The organism is Cellulophaga sp. RHA_52 (assembly GCF_007827205.1).
Taxonomy (GTDB): Bacteria; Bacteroidota; Bacteroidia; order Flavobacteriales; family Flavobacteriaceae; genus Cellulophaga; species Cellulophaga lytica.
The window spans coordinates 1,947,439-1,969,925 of record NZ_VIRZ01000001.1 but is presented as its reverse complement, the minus strand read 5'-3'; the positions used below and the strand labels follow the sequence as shown (position 1 = coordinate 1,969,925).

Sequence of the window (22,487 nt, the reverse complement as noted above, 5' to 3'; positions counted from 1 at the left end):
TGCCTCTACTCTTTTATTTTAGTATAATCTTTTAAACCCCATTGGTCTAAACTCCTTAAAATTTGCTCTAAAGATTTTCCTCTGGGTGTTAATCCGTATTCTACCTTTGGCGGTACTACTGGGTATATTTTTCTAAAAACTAATTCATCTTTTTCTAATTCCCTAACTGTTTGTGTAAACATTTTGTTAGAGATACCAGAAATTTTCTTTTGTAATATACCAGACCTTAAATCTTCATCTAGTAAATGAAAAAGGATTAATGGTTTCCACTTTGTTCCTATTAAATTCATTGTATAATTTAACGGACAGCTAATTTCTTTATTCAAAATTAAAGTTTTATTATATTAAAAATCAGCAATTTACTCTTTTAGGTAACTATATTACTTTTTAGTAAGTTATTGCCAAAAAGGCAAATATAATTTAATTTTGCGGTCTAATTTAGAACTTATGAAAAATAACAAAGATTATCCTAAATCATTTTCACATATAGGAATTACTGTTCCTGATATTCACAAAGCTGTAGAATTTTACTCTAATGTAATGGGTTGGTACATAATTATGCCTCCATCAAAAGTAAAAAAAGAAGCAGAAACAGCTATTGGGCAAATGTGCATAGATGTTTTTGGTGAGGATTGGACAGAGTTTGAGATTGCACACTTAGCAACATCTGACGGCATTGGTGTAGAATTGTTTTCTTTCCCACACGGAGTTAAAGAAGCTCCAGAATTTAATCCTTTTAATACTGGTTTATTTCACTTTTGTATTCAAGATCCAAATATTGAAGAACTAATTGCTAAAATTGTAGCAAACGGTGGTAAACAAAGAATGCCTGTTAGGGAATATTACCCAGAAGACAAACCTTTTAAGATGTGTTATGTAGAAGACCCTTTTGGAATTGTTTTTGAAATATATACCCATAGCTATGAGTTAACTTACTCCTCGGGAGCGTATGCCAAATAAATATTATAAAAATATGCTATAACAAGCAAAGAACTAGTTATTGAGGCTCTTTGCTTTTTTGTGTTTATAATGGTGTTATACTGTCTGTATTTAGTAATTTAGTGGCTCAAAATAGTTTGTTTTAACACTATTTACTACTGTAGTTCACTAAATAAAATTTGATGTTTAGACACAAGAACAAAAACAGAACTTTTAAACACAATTTACAAATTGCAACAGTACTATCATTAGTTGCTGGTATGGTAAATGTTTCTGGTTTTTTAGAATTTAAGCAACTAACAACAAATGTTACCGGACATTTTGCGCTTTTTATATATGACCTTACTAATTTTGATTTTTGGAAAGGAACTATTTACTTTTTATATATTTTCTCGTTTTTGTTTGGCTCCTTTACATCTAGTTTTCTTATTGAAAAGTACAGAGCAAATAAAAAACTAAATGTTTTTGTTATTCCTACGGTCATAGAATCTGTAATTTTAATTTCTATTGCGCTTTTTAGCAACTTTGTAGCAATAAAACACCCCAATGCTATTGCCTACTTATTACTATTTGCAATGGGTTTACAAAACTCATATGTTACCAAAATATCTAATGCCATAGTTAGGACCACACATTTAACAGGACTTTTTACAGATTTGGGAATAGAAATTTCTCAGTTGTTTTTTATAAAATCTGCTCCACATAAACAAAACCTAAAATCTACTATTAAACTAAGAGTCTACATTATTTTATTCTTTTTTGGAGGCGGACTCATTGGTGGTTTCTTTTTTTCTAAATTGAATTTTATATTAAATACACTTAGTATTGCTGCTGTTATTTTATTAATTAGTTTGTTTTATGACGATTTTAGATACAAATTAATTAAAAGAAAAAGAAAGTATAATCAAAAGAAACTTAAAAATTAAATGGGTTTAATCAGTTACATATTTGGCAGTAAAAAAGTTTTTAATCATCCTTATTTAGGTGAATTTGTTAGTCAAAGAATAAAGGGTAACAATACTTCTAAAACTTATTACTGGATTGGAAAAACTAATCTATATTATAATGATAGCGCTGATTGTGTGACATCTATTTTTATAAACGGAAATAATACTAGCCCCTACCCTAACCAATTAAATTTTATATCCGATTTACTTAAAAACTGGAAAAACGACTACTTACTTAAAATTGAAAATGAAATAAGCAACCAATATTTTTTTAAAAAACAAGAGTTAAAAAACTGGAAAAATGAGTTTTTTCTTGCTGCCATATACACAAATAACGATAAAGGTCTAGATTTTGAGCTAAACCTAGAGTCTAAACAAAACCAAGAGTATCCTACAATAAGTATAGCAGTAAAAAATGGTAGTATTTCTAAAGTTGAGTTATACTAATAAAGCTATATGCTATGTAAAGCATATTTACTGTATTTTAAATAGCCAAAAAAGTTTCTTTATGGTTTACTTCAAATTATAACTTCATATAAAACTAGTCTTTTATATTTGTAAAATAATTTATTGGTTACTAATAGTAACATTAAGTTAAATCTTAAATTAAAATTAAACTAATGGAATTAAAAAGGTTGTCTTACAAACACAAGAATAGTAAAATAAAATACTACGGAAAAAACTATTTAAGACAGCTTATGCCTGTAAGTTTTTATCAGAAAAAGTTACAAAAAAAACTGAATAGTATTAATAGCCTAAGTAAAGATGAAATTGAAGAAATTAATACTAGAGTAAACTATTACAATAAGTTAGATACTCCTTTTAATTTATCTGAAGAAGCAAAAAGATTTGATGAGTTAGAGCTAAAAAAAGGTTCTAAAGAATATTTTTTTGATGTGTATGAATATGGGAGATATTTTAAACAGTCTTTAAAAGCCCATTTTTTATTTGGTGATATAACAAAGGTATATAAAGAACCCGCTTTTGTTAAAAGTAGACCTGTTAGTAATGCTAACCAAAACTCTATTTTATTAAAATGGAATAAGGTTAGACACTTTATGTTTGTTAAAAAAGATAAAGTACCTTTTGCTAAAAAGAAGAATATATTAGTTAGTCGTGGTCAAATTTTTAAATCACAGCCCCATAGAATTAAATTTTTAGAAATGTATTTTAATCATCCTATGTGTGATATTGGTATGGTAAATACTCATAAAATTATAGAGAAATGGAAAGTGAATAGAATGACTATTTCTGAAAAACTTTACTACAAATTTATTCTGTGTCTAGAGGGTAATGATGTTGCTAGTAATTTAAAATGGGTAATGTCTTCTGGCTCATTAGCTGTTATGCCTAAAGCTAAATTTGAGACTTGGTTTATGGAAGGTACTCTTATACCAGATTACCATTATGTTGCTATAAAAGAAGATTTTTCTGATTTAGAAGAAAGACTACAATTTTATATAGATAACCCAGATAAGGCACAAGAGATTGTAAAAAATGCTAATGAATATGTTCAAAAATTTAAAAACAAAAAGAGAGAAGATTTAATATCTCTTCTTGTCATGAATAAATATTTTGAAAAAACCAATCAGTACTAAAGCAGTTGCTAAAAGATGAAAAATTATAAGGCATTTGAAACAGACAGGTTATACATTAAACCTACTACAGAAGAAGATGCTGAATTTATTTTTCAACTTTTAAATTCTCCTAAGTGGTTACAATACATTGGTAACCGAAACGTAACCAATATTTCTGATGCTAAAACGTATATAAAAGAGAAAATGCTACCTCAGCTTTACCAATTCGGCTTCTCTAACTATACCGTTATTAGAAAGGAAGACAACGTTAAAATTGGCTCTTGTGGTTTGTATAACAGAGACGGTTTAGAGGGTATAGATATAGGTTTTGCCTTTTTAGCAGAATATGAAAAAAAAGGGTACGCTTATGAAGCTACCAATGCTCTAAAACATACTGCTTTTTCTACATTTAATTTAAAAGAAATTAGTGCTATTACCACTAAAGATAATATCAATTCTCAAAATTTACTGGTAAAATTAGGTTTTAAATTAACAGGAACCACAACCTTACCTAATGATGATGAAGTGTTGTTACTTTTTAAAATAAGTAACAATTAAGCGTTTAAAAAGCCTCTAAACTTAATAAATTAGATAAATTACATTGTTTCTATAAATATATAGTGCTAATTTCGCCGGCTAATTCTATACTAATACAGCAGATTACTAAGGTAATTTTAAAGCATAAATTAGTATTATTAACTATTACAAAAACCACAAGTTATGCGTTTAGGTTTTATACTATTGTTACTTTTATGTTCATTTACTGGTTCTGCTCAGCAACTAAATAAACCTACAGATAGTACCACTATCTGGAAAACTTTTAAGTATGATGCCAACTCATCATGGCGTGGTATAAAACACTCTGTAACTAGACCATTACATTGGAAAGGAAAGGACTTTGCTAAGTTTGGAAGCCTATTTGTTGGTACTGCTATAATTGCAACTGCAGACAGGCAAACTAGTGACTTTTTTATAAATCAAGAACAACACTTACCACACGCTGTAAAAGAATTTGGTTTTTACTTTGCTAAGCCACAATACTATTTTGCGTTAAATGCAGGTGTTTACGGTGTTGGCTTATTTACTAAAAATGAACAAATACGTAAAACAGGTGTTTTAATTATTTCTTCATCTATTACTGCTGGGTATTTACAGATTATGGCGCGTTCTGCCTTTGGGCGCGCAAGACCATATTCTGGTAAAGACCCATATACTTTTAAACCTTTTGAGGGTACAGAAGAATACTTTTCTTTTCCGTCTGGACATACAGTTTTGGGGATGACGGTAGCACATTCTATTGCTAAACAGGTTAACAATACTTGGGCAAAAGTTGGTATTTACTCTGTTGGCAGTTTGCCTGCTATATCTAGAATGGTAAACGGATCTCATTGGTTAAGTGATGTTGCCTTTGGTGCTGCATTTAGCATTTTTGTTGTAGATGGTATAGATAAATTTTTGTTTAAAGAAAAGTTGTACGACTACCCTATTAAACCAAAATTAGTTACTTGGAATTTAAAATTTTCTGGTAGTCAAATTGGTATTGTTGGTACTTTTTAAAAATATTACTTTTTTCTTATTAACCTGTTTTACGCATATTAAATTTAGCTGTAAACAGCTGTCTTGTATAGTAAGGTTACTATTGTAAAGCCTATATATGATGGTTAGTAAGCAGAATTATGCAACTGTTTATTTAGTAAATGTGTTAAATAATCTTAAATAGTTTTCTATATCAAAGCAACTGCTTAGCTTTGCATTGTAGTTACATTAATAATGGCACGTAAAAAACAATATAACGAAGAAGAAGTAATAAAAAAAGCTATGGGCCTTTTTTGGCGTAATGGCTATGAGTCTACTACTGTTCGTATGTTAGAAAAAGAAATGGGTATAAACCAATTCTCTATCTACTCTAGTTTTAAAAACAAACAAGGAGTATTTTTAGAAAGCGTTAAATACTACAAAAAACAAATTAATACTATTAAAAATAAACTTAAAGCATCTAACAACGGTATTGTTGGCATTAAGCAATATTTTTATGATTTTATTGAGTTTTCAAGCGAAGGAAAACTACGCAAAGGATGCCTAGTAACCAATACAGTAAATGAGGTTAAAGAAGAGGAAGAACCTGAGGTAATAATAGAGCTTAAAAAGTTTGCCAATGAAATTAGAGATTTATTTGTAAGCAATTTAAAACAAGACGACAAAAAGAGTAACTCCTTAGTACAACAGCAAGCAGATTATTTAATGAATGCAATTTTAGGCTTGTCTATAGCATCTAAAGTGTTTACTAAAGAGCAATTAAATAATATAATAGAAGTTACATTTACAAACCTGTAACATTTTTTTTATAAAATAACTAAGCAAATGCTTAGTTTTGAATTCAAACAAAAATTAATAACATAAAAATTAAAATTATGACAACTTTAAAAGTACACAACATTGAGTCTGCACCAGAAGCTGCAAAACCATTACTAGAAAAATCTAAAAAAGCGTATGGTATGATACCTGGTTTACACGGGGTATTAGCTAGTTCTCCACAAATTTTAGAAGCTTACCAAACATTGCATGAGTTATTTACTCAGACTTCTTTTAACGAAGCTGAGCTAACTGTTGTATGGCAAGTAATTAATGTAGAACACGCTTGTCATTACTGTGTTCCTGCACATACAGGTATTGCTAAAATGATGAAGGTTGATGATGCAATTATTGATGCCTTACGTGATGAAACTCCGTTAGAAGATGCAAAATTAGAAGCTTTGCGTACAATGACTTTAGCTATTGTTAAAAATCGTGGTAATGTTTCTAAAGAAGAGTTAGATGCTTTTTATGCTGCTGGTTATGGAGAACAACACGTTTTAGAAATAATTTTAGGTTTATCTCAAAAAGTAATTAGTAATTACACAAACCACATTGCTAATACACCTGTAGATGAAGCTTTCCAAAAATTTGCTTGGTCTAAAAAATAAAAAATTGTCGCAATATGTTGTTTTTTTTTAGAATGAAGAAGATAGCGACATTTAACCTTCCGTTTCCCCTGCGGAAGGTTATTTTTTATCAATAATAAAACTTAAAGAAAACACAAATAAGTATGCACACATATTTACAATTTGTAATTTTATGTGTGACACTGTTTTGGTGTTTAAAATAAATAAAAAGTTATGATAAAAGTATCTGTAATGTACCCAAATGGCAAAGACGTAGAGTTTAATGCCAACTATTACAAAACAAAGCATTTACCAATGGTTGTAAAGGCACTAGGAGATGCACTAAAAGGACTAGAATTAGACCTGGGTATGGCAAGTAGAGTTCCCGGAGAACCAGCACCTTATGTGGCAATTGCTCACTTAAAATTTAATGATATTGAATCTTTTCAGGCTTCTTTTACACCACACGCTAAAACATTTGCTGCAGACGTAGTAAATTATAGTAACGTACAAGGAGAGTTGCAAATTAGCGAACTAATTACATTTTAAATTATGAGTAATAAAATAAAGATTGATGTTGTTTCTGATGTTGTTTGCCCTTGGTGTGCCATTGGATACAAACGCTTAGAACAGGCTATTACAGAAATGGGTATTCAAGATAAGATAGAACTAGAATGGCAACCTTTTCAATTAAACCCTAATATGCCTACTAATGGTCAGGATTTAGAAGAGCATATTACAGAAAAATATGGCTCTACTCCAGAACAGCAACAAGAGTCACAAGAACGTATGACAGATTTTGGAGCTGAACTTGGGTTTAAATTTGATTATTTTAAGGGAATGCGTATGGCAAATACTTTTGATGCACACGTATTGTTAGAATATGCTAAAGAAAACGGAAAGCAAACACAATTAAAAATGCGCTTAATGAATGCCTTTTTTGGCGAACGCAAAGATGTTTCTAACAGAGACATTCTTAAACAAGAGCTAGAGACTGTTGGCCTAAATACCAGTGAAGCTTTTGCTTTATTAGACAGCCAAGACAAAAGAACTAAGGTTAAGTCTGATGAAGATTATTGGAAAAGTCTAGGTGTAAACTCTGTACCTACCGTAGTTTTTAACCGTAAAAGTGCATTAACAGGTGCGCAACCTGTAGCTGTTTATAAACAAGTATTAACTGAGTTATTAGAATCTTAAGCAATGAAAAAACTAAGCTACATAATTGTAATTTGTATTTTATTTATATCCTGTAAAGAAAAAGAATCTAATACCACCAATGATAGTTTATTAAACACAACCAACACTACTGCCAATACACCTATTAAAGTTACCTCTTTTAAAGGACAACAAGTTACTGGTGTTACGGTAAGTAACAAGGGGCGTATTTTTGTAAACTTTCCCAGATGGAGAAAAGGTGTTACCAATTCTGTAGTGGAAATTAGTGGAAATAACCACTCCCCTTTTCCTAACAAAGAATGGAATTCTTGGAAAATTGGAGATCCTGTTTCTCCTAACAAATTTGTAGGCGTACAATCTGTTGTTGCTTCTAATGATTTTTTATACGTTTTAGATACTAGAAGTCCACTTTTTCAAGAGGTTTTAGATGCGCCAAGAGTATTTGTGTTTAATATAAAAACCAAAAACTTAGAACACGCTTATATTTTAAATAATGGCACTTATCACCCTAACTCCTATATTAATGATTTAAGAGTAGATCATAAAAAAAATAAAATATACTTTACAGACTCTGGCAATTCGGGCTTGGTAATTTTAGATTTAAAAACAGAAAAGTTTACCAGAGTTTTAGACAATCATTCTTCTACAAAAGCAGAAGTAGATTTTTTGACCTTTAACTCTAAAAAATGGACAAATACTGTACATTCTGATGGTATTGCATTAGACACAAAAAATGATAAGTTATACTACCACGCACTTACTGGTTATAGTTTGTATAGCATACCAACTGCTGCTTTAACGTTAAAAGATAGTATTGCTTTAGAAAAAGAAGTCACTTTTGAAGCTAAAACTAGTGCTCCAGACGGAATGATTTTTGACAATAAAGGCTACCTATACTATGCAGATTTAGAAAATGATAAAATTATGTACCGTAAACCAGATGGCAGCACATATATTTTACTAGAAGGAGACGCTGTAAAATGGGCAGATACATTTAGTATTTACAACAACTATTTATACTATACCAACTCTAGAATTAATGAAGTTAGTGCAGATATATCTGCAATGAATTTTACAGTTTATAAAATTAAACTACCTAAATAAAAAAATATGAAATATACCTTAGCTTTTGATGTATATGGTACACTAATAAATACCTCTTCTGTACTTGTATCTTTAGAAAAACTATTAGGGAAAGATACCGCTAAACCATTTATGGATACTTGGCGAGATAAGCAATTAGAGTATTCATTTAGAAGAGGTTTAATGGATAAGTACACAGATTTTTCAATATGCACAGACAATGCCTTAAATTTTGTTTGCAAAAAGTTTAATGTTACTTTAAGCTGTGAGCAAAAAGAGGCTCTTTTAAATGAATATACTGTGCTACCTGCCTTTGATGATGTTAAAGATGCATTGGAAGATTTAAAAACTGCAGGACACAGGTTATTTGCTTTTTCTAACGGCAGTAAAGAAGCCGTTACTAAACTGCTTAAAACAGCTAGTATTTTTAATTATTTTGAAGACGTAATTAGTGTTGAAAATGTAAAAATGTTTAAACCTAGTCCTATTGTATATGACTATTTTTTAGAAAGTACTAATGCTAAAAAGGAAGAAAGCTGGTTAATATCTAGTAATAATTTTGATGTTATTGGTTCTAAAATGTTTGGTATGCACTCTGCTTGGGTACAACGTACACCAGATGCTATTATGGATCCTTGGGGAATAGAGCCTACTACTACAATACACAACTTAACAGAATTAGTTAAAAATTTATAGTTTTTTTAGAACAAACTCATTAAATTTTACTGTTATTTTACACCCTTAATTTTTTGGCTATGATAAATAAAACAATTGGTATAGTAGGTGGTGTTGGTAGTTATGCAGGCATAGACTTAATTAAAAAGGTTTATGACCTTACAGAGGCAAAATCAGACCAAGAACATTTACCTGTTTCTATGTTATCTGTACCTCATAAAATAATAGATCGTACTAAATATTTATTAGGAGAAACAGATGTTAATCCTGGTATAGCCATATCAGAAATTATAGCAACATTAATAGCTAGTGGTTCTAATATTATAGCAATTCCTTGTAACACTGCTCATGCTAAACCAATTTTTAATTTAATAGAAAAAAGCATACCAGAGTCTTGCATACTTGTTAACCTTATTGAAGAAGTTGGCTTATATATAGCTACAAAACACCCAGAAATTACAAGGGTTGGAGTTTTAGGTACAACAGGTACTATTTTGGCAAAAGTATATCCAGATGTTTTGGCCAAGTATAATATAGAAGTTATTCAACCTTCAGAAGATATTCAAAATTTGTTTGTTCATCCTTCTATATATGATGCCAACTATGGTATTAAAGCTTTTTCTAATCCTGTTAATCAAAAAGCAAAAGAAAACCTTAGTATGGCAGCAACATACTTGTCTAGAAAAGGTGCACAGGCTGTAATTTTAGGATGCACAGAAATTCCGCTTGCCATACAGTCTGAAAAAATAGAAGATAGTTTAATTATAGATGCTACAACAGTTTTAGCTAGTGCATTAATTAGGGAGTCTAAAAAAACTGAAGCTTCTAAAACAGCTATATATTAAGTGTCTAAAACCTAATAATTAATTGCATTTTAATTAACATTAAGGGCAAAATAGCTAAAAAACAATTAGCCTATCTTTGCCAACAATGCAAAAAAAAATTACTACATATTTAAAAACTATAGAGCTCTTTTTAAAAGGGTCTAGCTTTTATAGAGGTATTGTACTTACAATATCTGTTGTTATACCTTTAGCTTTTTTTTATTTAATAGGACAAATAGAGTATGCTCCTTCTATAGTTTTAGGTGCTTTTTTAAATGCACCAAGTGATGTTCCTGGCAGCCTAAAACGAAAAATAAATGGTATTTTAATTGGTATTACATTAACCTTAATTGTAACTACTGTAATCCTTTTTACCAAACCAATTTTTACCTTATTACTTATAGCCATTGCTATTTTAAGCTTTTTAATAGCTTTAATTTCTGCCTATGGGTTTAGAGCCTCTTTGGTTTCTTTCTCTGGCTTATTAGCTATTGTACTTGGCTTGGCTGTTAAAAAAACAGAGATTACAGAAATTTGGCAACATATAGGTTTACTAGGTGTTGGTGGCTTATGGTATTTGGTTGTTTCATTAATCTCTGGATGGATTTCTCCTAAAAAAGATGTAGACCAACTATTGTCTGACACCTCTGCGCTTACTGGAAAGTATTTAAAAATTAGAGCTAAAATTTTAACCAAACCTGCTAAAAGAGATAAGTTTTCTACCAAAGCCTTGGTTATACAAACGCAAATAAGCGATAAACACGAAACACTAAGGGAATTACTATTAAAGGATCGTAAGCGTTCTGGTAGGTCTTTATCTAATGAAAAAAGACTACTTATTTTTATTTCTCTGGTAGATATTTTTGAGCTCGCTTTAGCCAATAATTTAGATTATTCTAAAATAGATTCTCTTTTTGAGCTACAAAAACACCATCTAAAATCGTTTAAAAAAATGAATAAAGTAATGGGTAACCACCTTATTGCTTTATCAGAATTATTACTTAAAAAAAGAGAATTACCAGATATTTCTTTACTCAATAAAACACTTAAAGAATGTAACAAATCTATTAATGCTTATATAGAAGAAGTAAAACTACCAAAAGCAAGAGATGGTGCTATTACATTGCGCAACTTGCATGATTACCAAAAACAACTTTTAGCCGAAATTAAAGCTATTAGACGTGTTTTAAATAATTCAGAAAATGTATCAAAAGTTTTACTAAAAACACAAGAATCTAAACAGTTTTTAACGCTACAGGAATATAAGTTCAATATTCTTTTACAACACTTTAGCTTAAAATCGCCTATGCTTAGGCACGCACTAAGATTATCATTAGCTATTATTTTTGGGTTTGTAATTGGTAGTATTTTAGATATTAAAAATGCCTATTGGATTGTGCTTACCATAATAGTAATTATGAGACCTAATTATGGTTTAACCAAAGAGCGCTCTAAAAACCGTATTATAGGTACTATTATTGGCGCCGTAATTGCCACTATAATAGTACTTATTACACAAAACACTATTGTTTATATGGTTTTGGCTGTACTATCTTTAACCTTTGCTTTTTCATTAATACAGCAAAGTTACAAAGCTGGCGCTGCTTTTATTACTCTTAATATTGTTTTTGTATATGCATTATTAGATCCTAATGCTTTTTCTGTAATTCAGTATAGGGTAATAGATACCGTTATTGGTGCAGGTATAGCAGTATTTGCTAACTATATTATTTTTCCTAGTTGGGAGTATAAAAATTTAGATACTGTTATATTAAAAGTTATCCTTAGTAATAGAGATTATTTGGAAGCCACTAAAAAACTCTATCATAATAAAGAACACAATTCTTTAGAATATAAAGTTTATAGAAAAGAAGCCTTTTTAGCAATGAGCAACTTAAATGCGGCTTTTCAACGATTAACTCAAGACCCAAAATCTAAACAAAAACAATCTGTTTTAATTTATGATATTGTTACCTTAAACCACACAATGTTATCTGCAATAGCATCTATAGGCAGCTATATTTTAAACCATAAAACTACTCCTGCATCTAAAGAGTTTGATATTATTGTGTTTAGCATTAATAACTCTTTAAAAAACTCTGCATTAACTTTAGAGCAGGTGAATTTTACTGCAGATGAAGAAGAACATCATGTAAACAAAGCGCAACAAAAACTATTAAAAGATTTTGATGCTTTAGCATTGGCCAGAGATAAAGATATTGAGGCAGGTAAAACAGAAATTGATGAAGATACTTTGCTAAATTTACAAGAATCTCACCTAATATCTAACCAATTAGTGTGGCTTAAAACCTTATCAGAAAATCTAAGCAAGGTAACAGCTAAATATACAGACGTTTTTAAATAGTGATTTTAATTTGCTATTTTTAAATAAATTACAATCACAAAACATTGATATATGAAAAAAATTGTTTTCAGTATATGCTGCGTTATACTATTCTCTAATGCTATTTTGGCGCAAGAAAATAATGAGTTAAAAAAATTGCTTTGGGAGAACGTAGAAAGCTGTTTTTCAAATTTTAATGACTTAGATGAAAAAGATAAAAATAATTTAGAAATTATAGAGGATACCAAAAATGGATATCTAGAAGTTTGCGGTACATACCCTACTTGTGGTTGTTATTGTAGTGCAAAAGTTGCTGCTTACAAAGATGATAAAAACAACTATACTTTACTACAGACTAATGAAAATGATTGCAGTTGGACCAAAAATGTAAAAATAAACCAAGAGTTAAATCAAGTATTACCAAAAGGTTTTGGCTTTAATTCTTTTTCATCAACACAAATAATTCCTTTTTTAAAAAACCCTGCTTTTTACCTTAATTTTACTATTCCTATTAAAGGCACAGATACTAAAGTAACTCCAGAGCTTATTCCTTTTGGGTTAAACGCCAAACAAAAAAGCGCTTGGGTATATAGCTACAGCCAAAACAAAGCAGAACCAAAATCTATATCTGATATAAAAAAAATTGTAACTGGTATTGAAAATAATGAAACTATAACTTATTTAATTTCTGGAGCTATAGATAGTATTTCTCCAAAGGATTTAAAGGTTATTAAAACTAGCATTACTAATAAAGCTTTTAGTAGTACTAAGGAGTTGTCTGCTATTTTTACCGAGCTAAAAAATATTTACAACACTTATTTAACTATAGAACATAGCTACATAATTTTAGGATGGAACAAAGAAAAGGGTTCCTTTTTTATAAAAGAAAAAGGCGATAAACCAAAAGCTATTAATTTTAAAAATTTTCTACTTCACGCAAATTATTGGGAACCTATTTGTTAAATTATAAGTTAATATGATTTTTACGTTTTTATATATCTAGAATTATAGATATATTTGAAGTATGAATATTAAATTAGCAACAGAAATAGGAAAATGTTTATCTAACCAAACCAGAGTTCAAATTATGGAGTGGTTAAAAAAACCTGAAGCTAATTTTCCGCCACACGAAACTTTAAAACATTTTAATGATGGAGTTTGTGTTACATATATTCAAGAAAAATCTGGACTTTCTCAATCTACCATTTCTACCTATTTAACTAATATGGAAAAATGCGGATTGCTTGTGGTTACCAAACACGGAAAATGGTCTTATTTTAAACGAAACGAAAAAATTATTAAAGAGTATACTAGTTTTATAAGTTAGTATTTTTTTTACTTTATATATAGACATATTTAGATATAACAATATGAAAACACTTATTGATATTTTGGGTTGGTCTGGATCTGCTTTTATTATAATAGCATATGGCTTTACACTTATTGAAAACAAAAAGTTTTTAAATTACGGTAAATACCTTAACCTAATTGGCGGACTATTTATTGCCATAAATTGCTATTACTACAATGCTATTCCGCCTTTTGTAACCAATTTATTGTGGAGTATAATTGCCACATTAACCATTTATAAAAACCGAAATAGAAGAAAAACCATTTAAAACTTATACGTTTAACTATAAAATATATTGATATGAAAATTTTAATTGTTGGTGGTAATGGTACCATAGGAAAAAAAGTAACAGCCCACTTTAAAAATGAAGCTGAAGTACTTGTTGCAGGAAGAACAAGTGGAGACCTAACAGTAGACATAGCAGATAGCACATCTATAAAAAAAATGTTTGCTAAAACTGGTAAACTCAATGCAATTATATCTATTGCCGGCGAAGCCAAATGGGACACTTTTAATAATTTAACTGAAGAAGACTACCATATAGGCCTAAATAGTAAATTAATGGGACAAGTAAACCTGGTACGTATTGGCAAGGATTATTTAACCACAAATGGATCTATAACTTTAACTACTGGCATTTTAGCAGATGATCCTGTAGCTAAAACTACTAGTGCTGCAATGGTTAATGGGGCTATACATAGTTTTGTTATGGCCGTTGCATTAGAAATAGAAAACGGAATAAGAGTTAATGCCGTGTCTGCTAATGTTGTAGAGGATGCATATGAAAAGTATAAAGATTTTTTTCCAGGAAATATGCCAATATCAATGAACAGGCTTATTGGCGCTTATGTTAGAAGCGTAAAAGGCAAACGCAACGGAGAAATAATAAGATTATATAATTAAGGTTAAAAAAAAATTAAATACGCTTAAAAACTCGGGGCTTTTACTACTTTTGCAGTACCTAATAAGGTATTTTATAAACACAAACCATAACATTATGAAAAAATTACTATTGGTAATTGTTTTATTTAACTTAGTTAGTTGTGCAGAGTTGCAACAAGTAGTAAATCAATTACCGCAAAGTGGTGCCGTTTTAAGCAACCAAGAAATTGCAAATGGCTTAACCGCAGCACTTAACCAAGGCGTACAAAAACAAGTTAGCAAACTTACCCTAAAAGATGGCTATTATAAAAATGAACTGGTAAAAATATTACTACCAGAAGAATTACAGAAAGTAGACAACACTTTACGTAAAATTGGGTTAGGCAACTTAGCAGATGAAGGTTTAAAAGCTATTAACAGAGCTGCAGAAGATGCTGTTGGTGAGGCTACTCCTATTTTTGTTAATGCTATAACAAATATGAGTTTTACAGATGCTAAAAATATTTTAGTTGGTGCAGATAATGCCGCTACACAATATTTAACTGCAAATACAGAAACTGCACTATACAATAAATTTAATCCTGTAATTAAAAACTCTTTTTCTAAAGTTGGTGCAGATAAAATTTGGACACAATTAATTACTAAATACAACAACATACCATTGGTACAACCTGTAAATCCAGATTTAACAGATTACGTTACACAACAGGCTTTAGAAGGTGTTTTTACAATGATTGCTGTTGAAGAAAAAGAAATAAGAAACAAGGTATCTTCTAGGTCTACAGATCTTCTTAAAAAAGTATTTGCCCTACAAGATTAAAAATATTACTAATTTTTATTACAATTTTACAATAATCTAAAAATAAGGACGTTATGTAAATATGAAACGCGTTATCTAACTTATTATTAATGTTTAGTTAACCGTGGATATTACAAAATTTTCGATTTTTGTAAAAAAATTGAGTTAGTATTTTTTTGAGTTAGTTAGTTTAAAACCGGTGGGAGCACCGGTTTTTATTTTTTACAGTAGTTTGTATTTAAAACGATGCTATATAGTTTATTACTTTTTCGTTAAAAACATCTGGCTGCTCTACATTTACAACGTGTCCGCAATCTTCTATAACTACCAATTCTGAAGCTGTATGCTGTTGTACAACTTTTTTTATAGAGGGTAAAAACATATAATCTTCTTGCCCCATAATATACAAAGCAGGTATCTTAATATCTTTAGTTCTAAAAAAACGCAATAATGGGTTTATATCAGCAGTTAACTTAAACCAACGTATAAACTCTTTTTGGTACAATTTCTTTGCTTCACGCACAAAAAGAGATCTAGATTCTTTGTGGTTCTTATTTGGCATAATTACAAAAGCAAAAAACTTGTACAACCATAAATAAGGTACTACAGACTTAAAAATGGTTCCTAAACGCATTAAAACCTGTGATCTAAAGTTTAATTTTAAAATAGCTCCGCCTAAAACCATACTCTCTACCTTTTCTGGGTAATTTTCAGCAAGGTTTCTAATTAAAATGGTTCCTAAAGAAATACCAATAAAATGTGATTTTTCAACTTTTTCAAATTCTAAAACTTGTACAATATCTTCAGTTAAAAAATTAAAGGTGTATTTTTTATCATACACATCTTTAAAACTATGTTTAGATCCTCCGTGACCTCTTAGATCTATTAGTAAAATATTAAACTCATTTTTAAATGCTCTTACTTGTTTAAACCAGATTGAAGAACTACCTCCTGCTCCGTGTATAAACGTAACCCATTTTTTTGAAGTTTTGTGCCTATAAGTTGTGTAATTAAGCAATATATTTTTGTATTGATTGATGATGTAATAAGTGCGTAAAAATATGAATTATATGTATTGTCTGTATCACAATGTTAGGATTTTAAGCAATTAAAGTTAAAAAAAAGATAAATTACCAATATATTAGCCATACACCCCATTTCTAGTGAACCAAAACAGCTAATTGAAACGTATCTTTGTAAAGAACAAAACATTAGCTATGAAAAATCAATATTGCAAAGTAGGTGCTACTACTCCTTTAACTAACGAAAAAAATATGGTTTCTCTATTAGAACGCAGATATAACTCTTTTATTGAGATGGCTGCACAAATAGGAAATAGTAATACTAAGTTAGCTGAGTTTTTACAAGTAAAAGCTACTAAAACTAGAAAAACGTTAGAAAAACTAGCTTAGTTTTTCTAACTCTATCTGCATTTGCTGTTGTAACTCTAATGCTTTTTCTGCTGCGCTATCGGCAAAATTTAAATCGGCGCCAGCATATATTATACCTCTAGATGAGTTTATAAGTAAACCTACGTTACTACTCATCCCAAATTTACAAACATCAGCAAGGTTACCTCCTTGTGCCCCTACTCCTGGCACAAGTAAAAAACTCTCTGGTATTATTTGTCTTATTTCTGATAAATATTCTGCTTTAGTTGCTCCTACAACATACATTAAATTTTCTGCTCCTTTATATGCTTTAGAGGTCTCTAAAACTTGCTTATACAACTCTTTACCGTCTACAAGCTTTGTTTGGTAATCAAAAGCACCAGCATTAGATGTTAAGGCCAAAAGTATGGTATGCTTGTTTTTAAAGGCTAAAAAAGGCTCTACAGAGTCTTTACCCATATATGGTGCAATAGTAACAGAATCAAACGCTAAATCCTCAAAAAATGCTTTAGCATACATTGTAGACGTATTACCAATATCTCCGCGTTTAGCATCTGCAATTGTAAAAATTTCTGGATAATTAGTGTTTAGGTATTTAATTGTTTTTTCTAAAGCCATCCAACCTTTTATACCATATGCTTCATAAAAAGCGGTATTAGGTTTGTAAGCTACACATAAATGGTGTGTAGCGTCTATAATTTGTTTGTTAAAAGCAAAAATAGGGTCTTCCTCTTGTAATAAGTGTTCAGGAATTTTAGCTAAGTCTACATCTAACCCTATACATAAAAAAGATTTTTTTTTATGTATTTGCGCTACTAACTGCTCTGTTGTCATTTGTGTATTATTTTTTTGACTTTAGTGTATAAAAAAAGATTTTGTAATTGATTTTTTTTGAATCTGAACTTCTTCATTCATCAATATATCAACGTACAAAATCTCTTCTTGTTTTTAGAATTATGTTTTACTAGAAAATTTCAGATGCTTCTTTTAGTTTCTCTGTATTTTCAACTAGTCTTAATTCATCAATAATTTTTTGAATATCACCATTTATAATATTCTGCAAATCATAAAGTGTTAAACCAATTCTATGATCTGTAACTCTACCCTGCGGATAGTTGTAGGTTCTAATTTTTGCAGAACGGTCTCCACTACTTACTTGTGAATTACGTTTAGCTGCGTCTTCTTCTTGCTTTTTAGCCAATTCTAAATCATACAATCTAGAACGCAATACTCTAAATGCTTTTTCTTTGTTTTTATGCTGTGATTTTTGATCTTGACATTGTGCTACTAAACCTGTTGGCACGTGTGTTAAACGTACGGCAGAATATGTTGTGTTTACAGACTGCCCACCTGGACCAGATGAACAAAAGAAATCTATACGTACATCTTTAGGATCTATTTGCACATCAAAATCTTCAGCTTCTGGCAATACCATTACTGTTGCTGCACTTGTGTGTACTCTACCTTGAGTTTCGGTTTGTGGCACACGCTGTACACGGTGTACACCAGCTTCAAACTTTAATGTACCGTAAACCTCATCACCGGTAACTTCAAACTGAATTTCTTTATAACCACCACTGGTACCATCACTTAAATCTATAACATTGGTTTTCCAACCTTTAGACTCACAGTACTTAGTGTACATTCTAAACAAATCTCCTGCAAAAATACTAGCTTCATCTCCACCAGTACCTGCCCTAACCTCTACCACAACATTTTTAGAATCTTCTGGATCTTTTGGTATAAGCAATAGTTTAATTTCTTCTTCTAACGGTGGCAAACCTGCTTTAGCTTCTTCAAGCTGCATTTTGGCCATTTCTACCATTTCAGCATCACTTCCGTCTGCTATAATTTCGTTAGCTTCTTCTATATTGTTTGTAAACTCAAGATAAAGTTCTCTTTTGTCACATAACTTCTTAAGATCTTTGTATTCTCTGTTGAGCTCTACATAGCGTTTTTGATCTGATATAATATCTGGCTGGATAATTAAATCCGATACCTCATCAAAACGTTGTTTTACTATATTTAATTTGTCAATCATAATCCGTGCTTCGCTTGGACTGCGAATTTACGATATTTTTAAAGATTTATAAACAACAAAACTATCTTGACAAGAAAAAAGAGCTATTTATTAGTTAACATTAACAAATGTTGCTCCTAAACTAACTATAAAAGAGTCTAAACCATTATCTCTATTATACATTGTACCTCTAACATCTAAAGCCTTTAAACCAAAGCCAAAAACACGTTGTTTTGCAAAAATATCTTTGTAACGTAAACCTGCTCCGTACTGGTGAGCTGTAAACTTACTTAAGTCATAATCAGACGTATAATAATTTAGTGTAGATAAGGCTTCTTCTTTCTTATAAAAATAATCTGCAGCTGTTTGGTTGTAAAACCGATATGTTGGGTACAACGTAAAAACTGTATTAAGCTTAATAGGTAGCTCTACACTTGCTGTGTTAGAATTAATTCCCCAATCATCTGTATAATAACGGTAATATGTGCGTACCACTAAAGCATCGTTTACATAATAATTTAAACGACCTCCTATTGGAATTTTAACTCTATTTTCTGGTAAAATTTCTACATCATCAGCTAGTTGAAAATCATCAATATAAAAATTGTCTACATCTCCAAAATACACGCGCTGAAAAGGTGTACTCAATAATCCGCTTTGCACAATAAAATCTGCAAATAATGATCCTTGTACTTTTTTACCTAGTATTTGTGATAAGCCTAAAGAAACTGAATAAGTATTTCTATTTTTATCTGTAAATGCTGTAAAATTAGGACTATAAGTTCCGTTACCTGTAACTCTACTATCAAAAAAACCATCTCTTAATTCTACCGGATATTGCGGTTTCCAAGTATCAAAATACACCTGACCAGAGATAGATAGTTCTGTGTTTTTTTCATTAAACAAATAGGCATAATTTACTCCCAATCCCAAGGAGCTGTAATCATACTCATTTGCTGCATACAAACTTGCTCCTATTATTTTATTACGATCTTTGGAACTATGCTCGTAATTGGCTTTAATGTGTATTAATTTATCACTTTTTGATGCTCCTGAAGAAGCATTAAAAGGATTTACAGCCTTATTAAAATCACCATCTAAAGGATTTACATTACTAGAGGATGCAGATGTGTACGCAGAAATTCCAACATCTACAGTTAGTACATCATCATTATTTAAAGGCATTTTTACTACTATGGTAGAGGTTACATCTGTTAACTCTTGTGTTCCCTCGCCACCAGTTACTGCTGCATTTTTACCATCTTGGTCATAATAACTAAAAAGTAAATCTACTTCTGTATCTTCTAAAACGCGTTTTGTGTAAGTAGCCTCTTCTTGTCCGTATATAAAAACAGAAAACAATAAAGCTATTGGTATTAAAACCTTTTGCATTACTTTATTTTTTAATTACAGCCACAGCCACCACCTGTTTTACCTCCGTTTGCACCAGAAGCAGACTCTCTATACACCTGAAAATTAGTTTCATAACGTTCTATATTTTTTGCTGCAAGAATCATTTCGTCATCATTAAGGTATACCTTATCATACCCTTTTACAGTAACGCAAGATGTAGCAGTAATTATTAAACCAAAAAGAAGTATTAAATTTCTCATAGTCTAAAATTAATAATTATTTTGAAAGGTTATGCCTTTACTCTTATGTATTTGGTTATTTTTATCTACAATAATAACCTCTACTCCGTTTAACTGCTCTATAACAGACATACCTGTTTCTACTCCCATTACAAATATTGATGTTGCAAGGGCGTCACACAATTCTGCTTTTTTTGCAAAAACAGAAACACTTTTTACTCCTTTAGATGGCCAACCTGTTCTAGGATCTATAATGTGCGAATATTTTTCTCCTTTAAAAATGATGTATTTTTCATAATTACCAGACGTAGCCACAGAAGAATCTACAATTGGTAGCCATGAAAATATTTTATCTGCATCTAACGGGTTACTAATACCTACAAGCCATTTTTTGCCACTAACTTGCGTTCCCCAAGTAGTTAAATCTCCAGATGCGTTAATTATACCACCAACAACACCTTTGCTTATCATTAATTCCTTTACTTTATCTGCTGCAAAACCTTTGCCAATAGCTCCAAACCCTATTTTCATTCCTTTTTTTGCTAAAAAAATGGTTTGTTTTTCTTTATCTAAAACAATGTTGCGGTAACCTACTTTTTCAATAGATTTTTCTACTTGTGCTTTGGTAGGCAAGTACTCCATATTTATATTAAATTTCCAAACATTGTCTAATGCTGCATAAGTAATATCAAAAGCGCCATCTGTTACTTTAGATATTTGTATGGCACGCTCTACTAAACCAAAAAGTTCTGGAGCAACTTTTACTGGAGCTATACCTGCATTTTTATTAATTTTTGTTGTTTGGGAATTTGGGTTCCAAGAAGATATTATTGTCTCTATACGTTTTACCTCTGCAATACATTCATCTATATAAGCATTTGCTGTTACTGTTTCTTTTGCAACAATGGTAAAATCAAATCTATTGCCCATTAATTTTACAGTTCTATGGGCAGTTATGTGTTTTTCTTGTGCAACTGTAAGCAATACAAAAAAACAAAACAGGGGGAATATTATTTTTTTCACTTAACAAAAGTAGTTAAATGCGCTATATATTTTGAAGGAGAAATGTTTTTATATCCTGATTTTTCTAAAATATTTTTGTCGCCATCTAACAACACAACCAACGGAAAATATCCTTGCTGATTATATGTATCTGCTAACTCTTTGTTTGCCAAGCTTAAAGCTTTAGAAAGTTTATTTTTCTTTTTTCTAGGAAAGTCTGCTTTGTAAAGTACTAAGCTTTTTTTTGCGTATTCTTTAAATTCTGACGATTGCCAAATCTCGGCATCTAGCTTTATACAAGGTGCACACCAGTCTGACCCAGAAAAAACCAATAAAACCAATTTATTTTCTTTATGGGCTTTTTCTACTGCACTGCTAAAACTACTACTCCACTCCTGTGCCGTAATAGTATATGTACAGAAAATGAATAATGCTAAAACTAAATTTTTCATATTATTTTAAGTCCAAAAAACACTGCCAAACTATTCAAATACTCGTAACATAGTACCTGTAAGTGTTGTTTGGTATACTTTTAATGGTTTTGCTGCCTTACTATCTACTTGGTTTAAAGGAGTACCAGTTTGACTAAATCTAGAACCGTGAACATCACAATAAAAAATACCGCCATCTACATTTGCAAAACGTACTTGGTCATAACTCTCATGGCTACAAATTTGACTGGCAGCTACAAACTCACCTTCTAAATTTTTAACTACAACAACATCATTCTTCAAAATAAAACCGCCATTGGTTTTCAGATTAGATGCTTCATCTGATTCTAAATCTACAGTAAAATCTACACCTGTTGGCACTTCTTTTTTATCTCCTTCTTCGCTATCACTATCACTAGAACACCCACCTAAACAAGGAAACGTTAAAGCAAAAGCCGCACCTGCCCCTAAAGTTCTTAAAAACTGTTTTCTTTCCATAATAAGTTGTTTTATAAGTACAACGGTTAAAAGGT

Annotated in this window: 29 protein-coding genes; 20 read left to right on the top strand and 9 right to left on the bottom strand. The window is 30.6% G+C overall.

Annotated elements, in window-relative coordinates; translation table 11 throughout:
- Positions 1 to 5: 5 nt before the first annotated feature.
- A complete protein-coding gene (locus JM80_RS08660) occupies positions 6 to 290 on the bottom strand; it encodes a helix-turn-helix domain-containing protein (RefSeq protein WP_051456107.1) in 285 nt (94 codons plus the stop codon).
- A 157-nt stretch (positions 291 to 447) separates the two neighbouring features.
- On the opposite strand from JM80_RS08660, the gene JM80_RS08655 reads away from it, so the two are divergent.
- The 19 genes from JM80_RS08655 to JM80_RS08565 all read left to right on the top strand — a co-directional run bounded on the left by JM80_RS08655 (position 448) and on the right by JM80_RS08565 (position 15,539).
- Positions 448 to 960 carry a VOC family protein gene (locus JM80_RS08655; protein ID WP_038504571.1) on the top strand — a complete coding sequence of 171 codons (513 nt, stop codon included), beginning with the start codon at positions 448 to 450 and terminating at the stop codon, positions 958 to 960.
- A 161-nt stretch (positions 961 to 1,121) separates the two neighbouring features.
- Positions 1,122 to 1,865, top strand: coding sequence for a YoaK family protein (locus tag JM80_RS08650; protein ID WP_144709740.1), 744 nt, complete (start codon positions 1,122 to 1,124; stop codon positions 1,863 to 1,865).
- Positions 1,866 to 2,333 carry a hypothetical protein gene (locus JM80_RS08645; protein ID WP_144709738.1) on the top strand — a complete coding sequence of 156 codons (468 nt, stop codon included), beginning with the start codon at positions 1,866 to 1,868 and terminating at the stop codon, positions 2,331 to 2,333.
- Positions 2,334 to 2,506: 173 nt separating this feature from the next.
- Positions 2,507 to 3,484 (top strand): glycosyl transferase family 90, encoded by a 978-nt coding sequence (locus JM80_RS08640; protein ID WP_144709736.1) that lies wholly within the window; start codon positions 2,507 to 2,509, stop codon positions 3,482 to 3,484.
- Positions 3,485 to 3,499: 15 nt separating this feature from the next.
- On the top strand, positions 3,500 to 4,021 hold the full coding sequence (locus JM80_RS08635; protein WP_089118573.1) for a GNAT family N-acetyltransferase: 522 nt from the start codon (positions 3,500 to 3,502) through the stop codon (positions 4,019 to 4,021).
- 162 nt (positions 4,022 to 4,183) lie between these two features.
- Positions 4,184 to 5,020 (top strand): phosphatase PAP2 family protein, encoded by an 837-nt coding sequence (locus tag JM80_RS08630; RefSeq protein WP_034646304.1) that lies wholly within the window; start codon positions 4,184 to 4,186, stop codon positions 5,018 to 5,020.
- A gap of 213 nt (positions 5,021 to 5,233) precedes the next feature.
- Positions 5,234 to 5,797, top strand: a complete 564-nt coding sequence (locus JM80_RS08625) for a TetR/AcrR family transcriptional regulator (RefSeq protein WP_144709734.1) — start codon at positions 5,234 to 5,236, stop codon at positions 5,795 to 5,797.
- 77 nt (positions 5,798 to 5,874) lie between these two features.
- Complete coding sequence (locus JM80_RS08620; RefSeq protein ID WP_144709732.1) at positions 5,875 to 6,426, top strand: carboxymuconolactone decarboxylase family protein; 552 nt, start codon at positions 5,875 to 5,877, stop codon at positions 6,424 to 6,426.
- Positions 6,427 to 6,618: 192 nt separating this feature from the next.
- A complete protein-coding gene (locus JM80_RS08615) occupies positions 6,619 to 6,933 on the top strand; it encodes an EthD family reductase (protein ID WP_075694303.1) in 315 nt (104 codons plus the stop codon).
- 3 nt (positions 6,934 to 6,936) lie between these two features.
- A complete protein-coding gene (locus JM80_RS08610) occupies positions 6,937 to 7,581 on the top strand; it encodes a DsbA family oxidoreductase (protein WP_013619958.1) in 645 nt (214 codons plus the stop codon).
- A 3-nt stretch (positions 7,582 to 7,584) separates the two neighbouring features.
- Positions 7,585 to 8,664 (top strand): L-dopachrome tautomerase-related protein, encoded by a 1,080-nt coding sequence (locus JM80_RS08605; protein ID WP_144709730.1) that lies wholly within the window; start codon positions 7,585 to 7,587, stop codon positions 8,662 to 8,664.
- Between the two features lie 6 nt (positions 8,665 to 8,670).
- Entirely contained in the window at positions 8,671 to 9,339 is a 669-nt protein-coding gene (locus tag JM80_RS08600; RefSeq protein WP_144709728.1) for a haloacid dehalogenase type II, read from the top strand.
- Between the two features lie 59 nt (positions 9,340 to 9,398).
- A complete protein-coding gene (locus JM80_RS08595; RefSeq protein ID WP_013619961.1) occupies positions 9,399 to 10,163 on the top strand; it encodes an aspartate/glutamate racemase family protein in 765 nt (254 codons plus the stop codon).
- A gap of 85 nt (positions 10,164 to 10,248) precedes the next feature.
- Positions 10,249 to 12,507, top strand: coding sequence for an FUSC family membrane protein (locus JM80_RS08590; RefSeq protein WP_144709726.1), 2,259 nt, complete (start codon positions 10,249 to 10,251; stop codon positions 12,505 to 12,507).
- Positions 12,508 to 12,558: 51 nt separating this feature from the next.
- On the top strand, positions 12,559 to 13,449 hold the full coding sequence (locus tag JM80_RS08585) for a hypothetical protein (protein ID WP_089118577.1): 891 nt from the start codon (positions 12,559 to 12,561) through the stop codon (positions 13,447 to 13,449).
- Between the two features lie 61 nt (positions 13,450 to 13,510).
- Positions 13,511 to 13,813 (top strand): helix-turn-helix transcriptional regulator, encoded by a 303-nt coding sequence (locus JM80_RS08580; protein ID WP_013619964.1) that lies wholly within the window; start codon positions 13,511 to 13,513, stop codon positions 13,811 to 13,813.
- A gap of 43 nt (positions 13,814 to 13,856) precedes the next feature.
- Positions 13,857 to 14,105, top strand: a complete 249-nt coding sequence (locus JM80_RS08575; RefSeq protein ID WP_013619965.1) for a hypothetical protein — start codon at positions 13,857 to 13,859, stop codon at positions 14,103 to 14,105.
- 32 nt (positions 14,106 to 14,137) lie between these two features.
- The gene (locus JM80_RS08570) at positions 14,138 to 14,740 is read left to right on the top strand and encodes a short chain dehydrogenase (RefSeq protein ID WP_038504602.1); all 603 of its coding nucleotides are present in this window, start codon (positions 14,138 to 14,140) and stop codon (positions 14,738 to 14,740) included.
- A gap of 94 nt (positions 14,741 to 14,834) precedes the next feature.
- Positions 14,835 to 15,539, top strand: a complete 705-nt coding sequence (locus tag JM80_RS08565; RefSeq protein WP_013619967.1) for a DUF4197 domain-containing protein — start codon at positions 14,835 to 14,837, stop codon at positions 15,537 to 15,539.
- Between the two features lie 217 nt (positions 15,540 to 15,756).
- Here the strand turns inward: JM80_RS08565 and JM80_RS08560 are convergent, their stop codons facing one another.
- Complete coding sequence (locus JM80_RS08560) at positions 15,757 to 16,536, bottom strand: alpha/beta fold hydrolase (protein WP_013619968.1); 780 nt, start codon at positions 16,534 to 16,536, stop codon at positions 15,757 to 15,759.
- A gap of 199 nt (positions 16,537 to 16,735) precedes the next feature.
- Here JM80_RS08560 and JM80_RS08555 point away from each other — a divergent pair, with 199 nt between their 5' ends.
- Entirely contained in the window at positions 16,736 to 16,930 is a 195-nt protein-coding gene (locus JM80_RS08555; protein ID WP_013619969.1) for a hypothetical protein, read from the top strand.
- On the opposite strand, the gene pyrF is transcribed toward JM80_RS08555, so the two are convergent.
- The 7 genes from pyrF to JM80_RS08520 form a co-directional block, all read right to left on the bottom strand.
- Positions 16,922 to 17,743 carry an orotidine-5'-phosphate decarboxylase gene (pyrF, locus tag JM80_RS08550; protein ID WP_013619970.1) on the bottom strand — a complete coding sequence of 274 codons (822 nt, stop codon included), beginning with the start codon at positions 17,741 to 17,743 and terminating at the stop codon, positions 16,922 to 16,924. The genes JM80_RS08555 and pyrF overlap by 9 nt on opposite strands.
- A 130-nt stretch (positions 17,744 to 17,873) precedes the next feature.
- The gene (gene prfA, locus JM80_RS08545; protein ID WP_013619971.1) at positions 17,874 to 18,950 is read right to left on the bottom strand and encodes a peptide chain release factor 1; all 1,077 of its coding nucleotides are present in this window, start codon (positions 18,948 to 18,950) and stop codon (positions 17,874 to 17,876) included.
- A 90-nt stretch (positions 18,951 to 19,040) separates the two neighbouring features.
- Positions 19,041 to 20,321, bottom strand: coding sequence for a DUF3570 domain-containing protein (locus JM80_RS08540; protein ID WP_144709724.1), 1,281 nt, complete (start codon positions 20,319 to 20,321; stop codon positions 19,041 to 19,043).
- A gap of 11 nt (positions 20,322 to 20,332) precedes the next feature.
- On the bottom strand, positions 20,333 to 20,542 hold the full coding sequence (locus JM80_RS08535) for a DUF4266 domain-containing protein (protein WP_013619973.1): 210 nt from the start codon (positions 20,540 to 20,542) through the stop codon (positions 20,333 to 20,335).
- A 9-nt stretch (positions 20,543 to 20,551) separates the two neighbouring features.
- Positions 20,552 to 21,451: an FAD:protein FMN transferase gene (locus JM80_RS08530; protein ID WP_255436729.1), complete on the bottom strand. Its 900-nt coding sequence runs from the start codon at positions 21,449 to 21,451 to the stop codon at positions 20,552 to 20,554.
- 89 nt (positions 21,452 to 21,540) lie between these two features.
- Complete coding sequence (locus tag JM80_RS08525; protein WP_144709723.1) at positions 21,541 to 21,975, bottom strand: thioredoxin family protein; 435 nt, start codon at positions 21,973 to 21,975, stop codon at positions 21,541 to 21,543.
- Between the two features lie 30 nt (positions 21,976 to 22,005).
- Positions 22,006 to 22,452, bottom strand: coding sequence for a ubiquinol-cytochrome c reductase iron-sulfur subunit (locus JM80_RS08520; protein ID WP_144709721.1), 447 nt, complete (start codon positions 22,450 to 22,452; stop codon positions 22,006 to 22,008).
- Between the last annotated feature and the right edge of the window lie 35 nt (positions 22,453 to 22,487).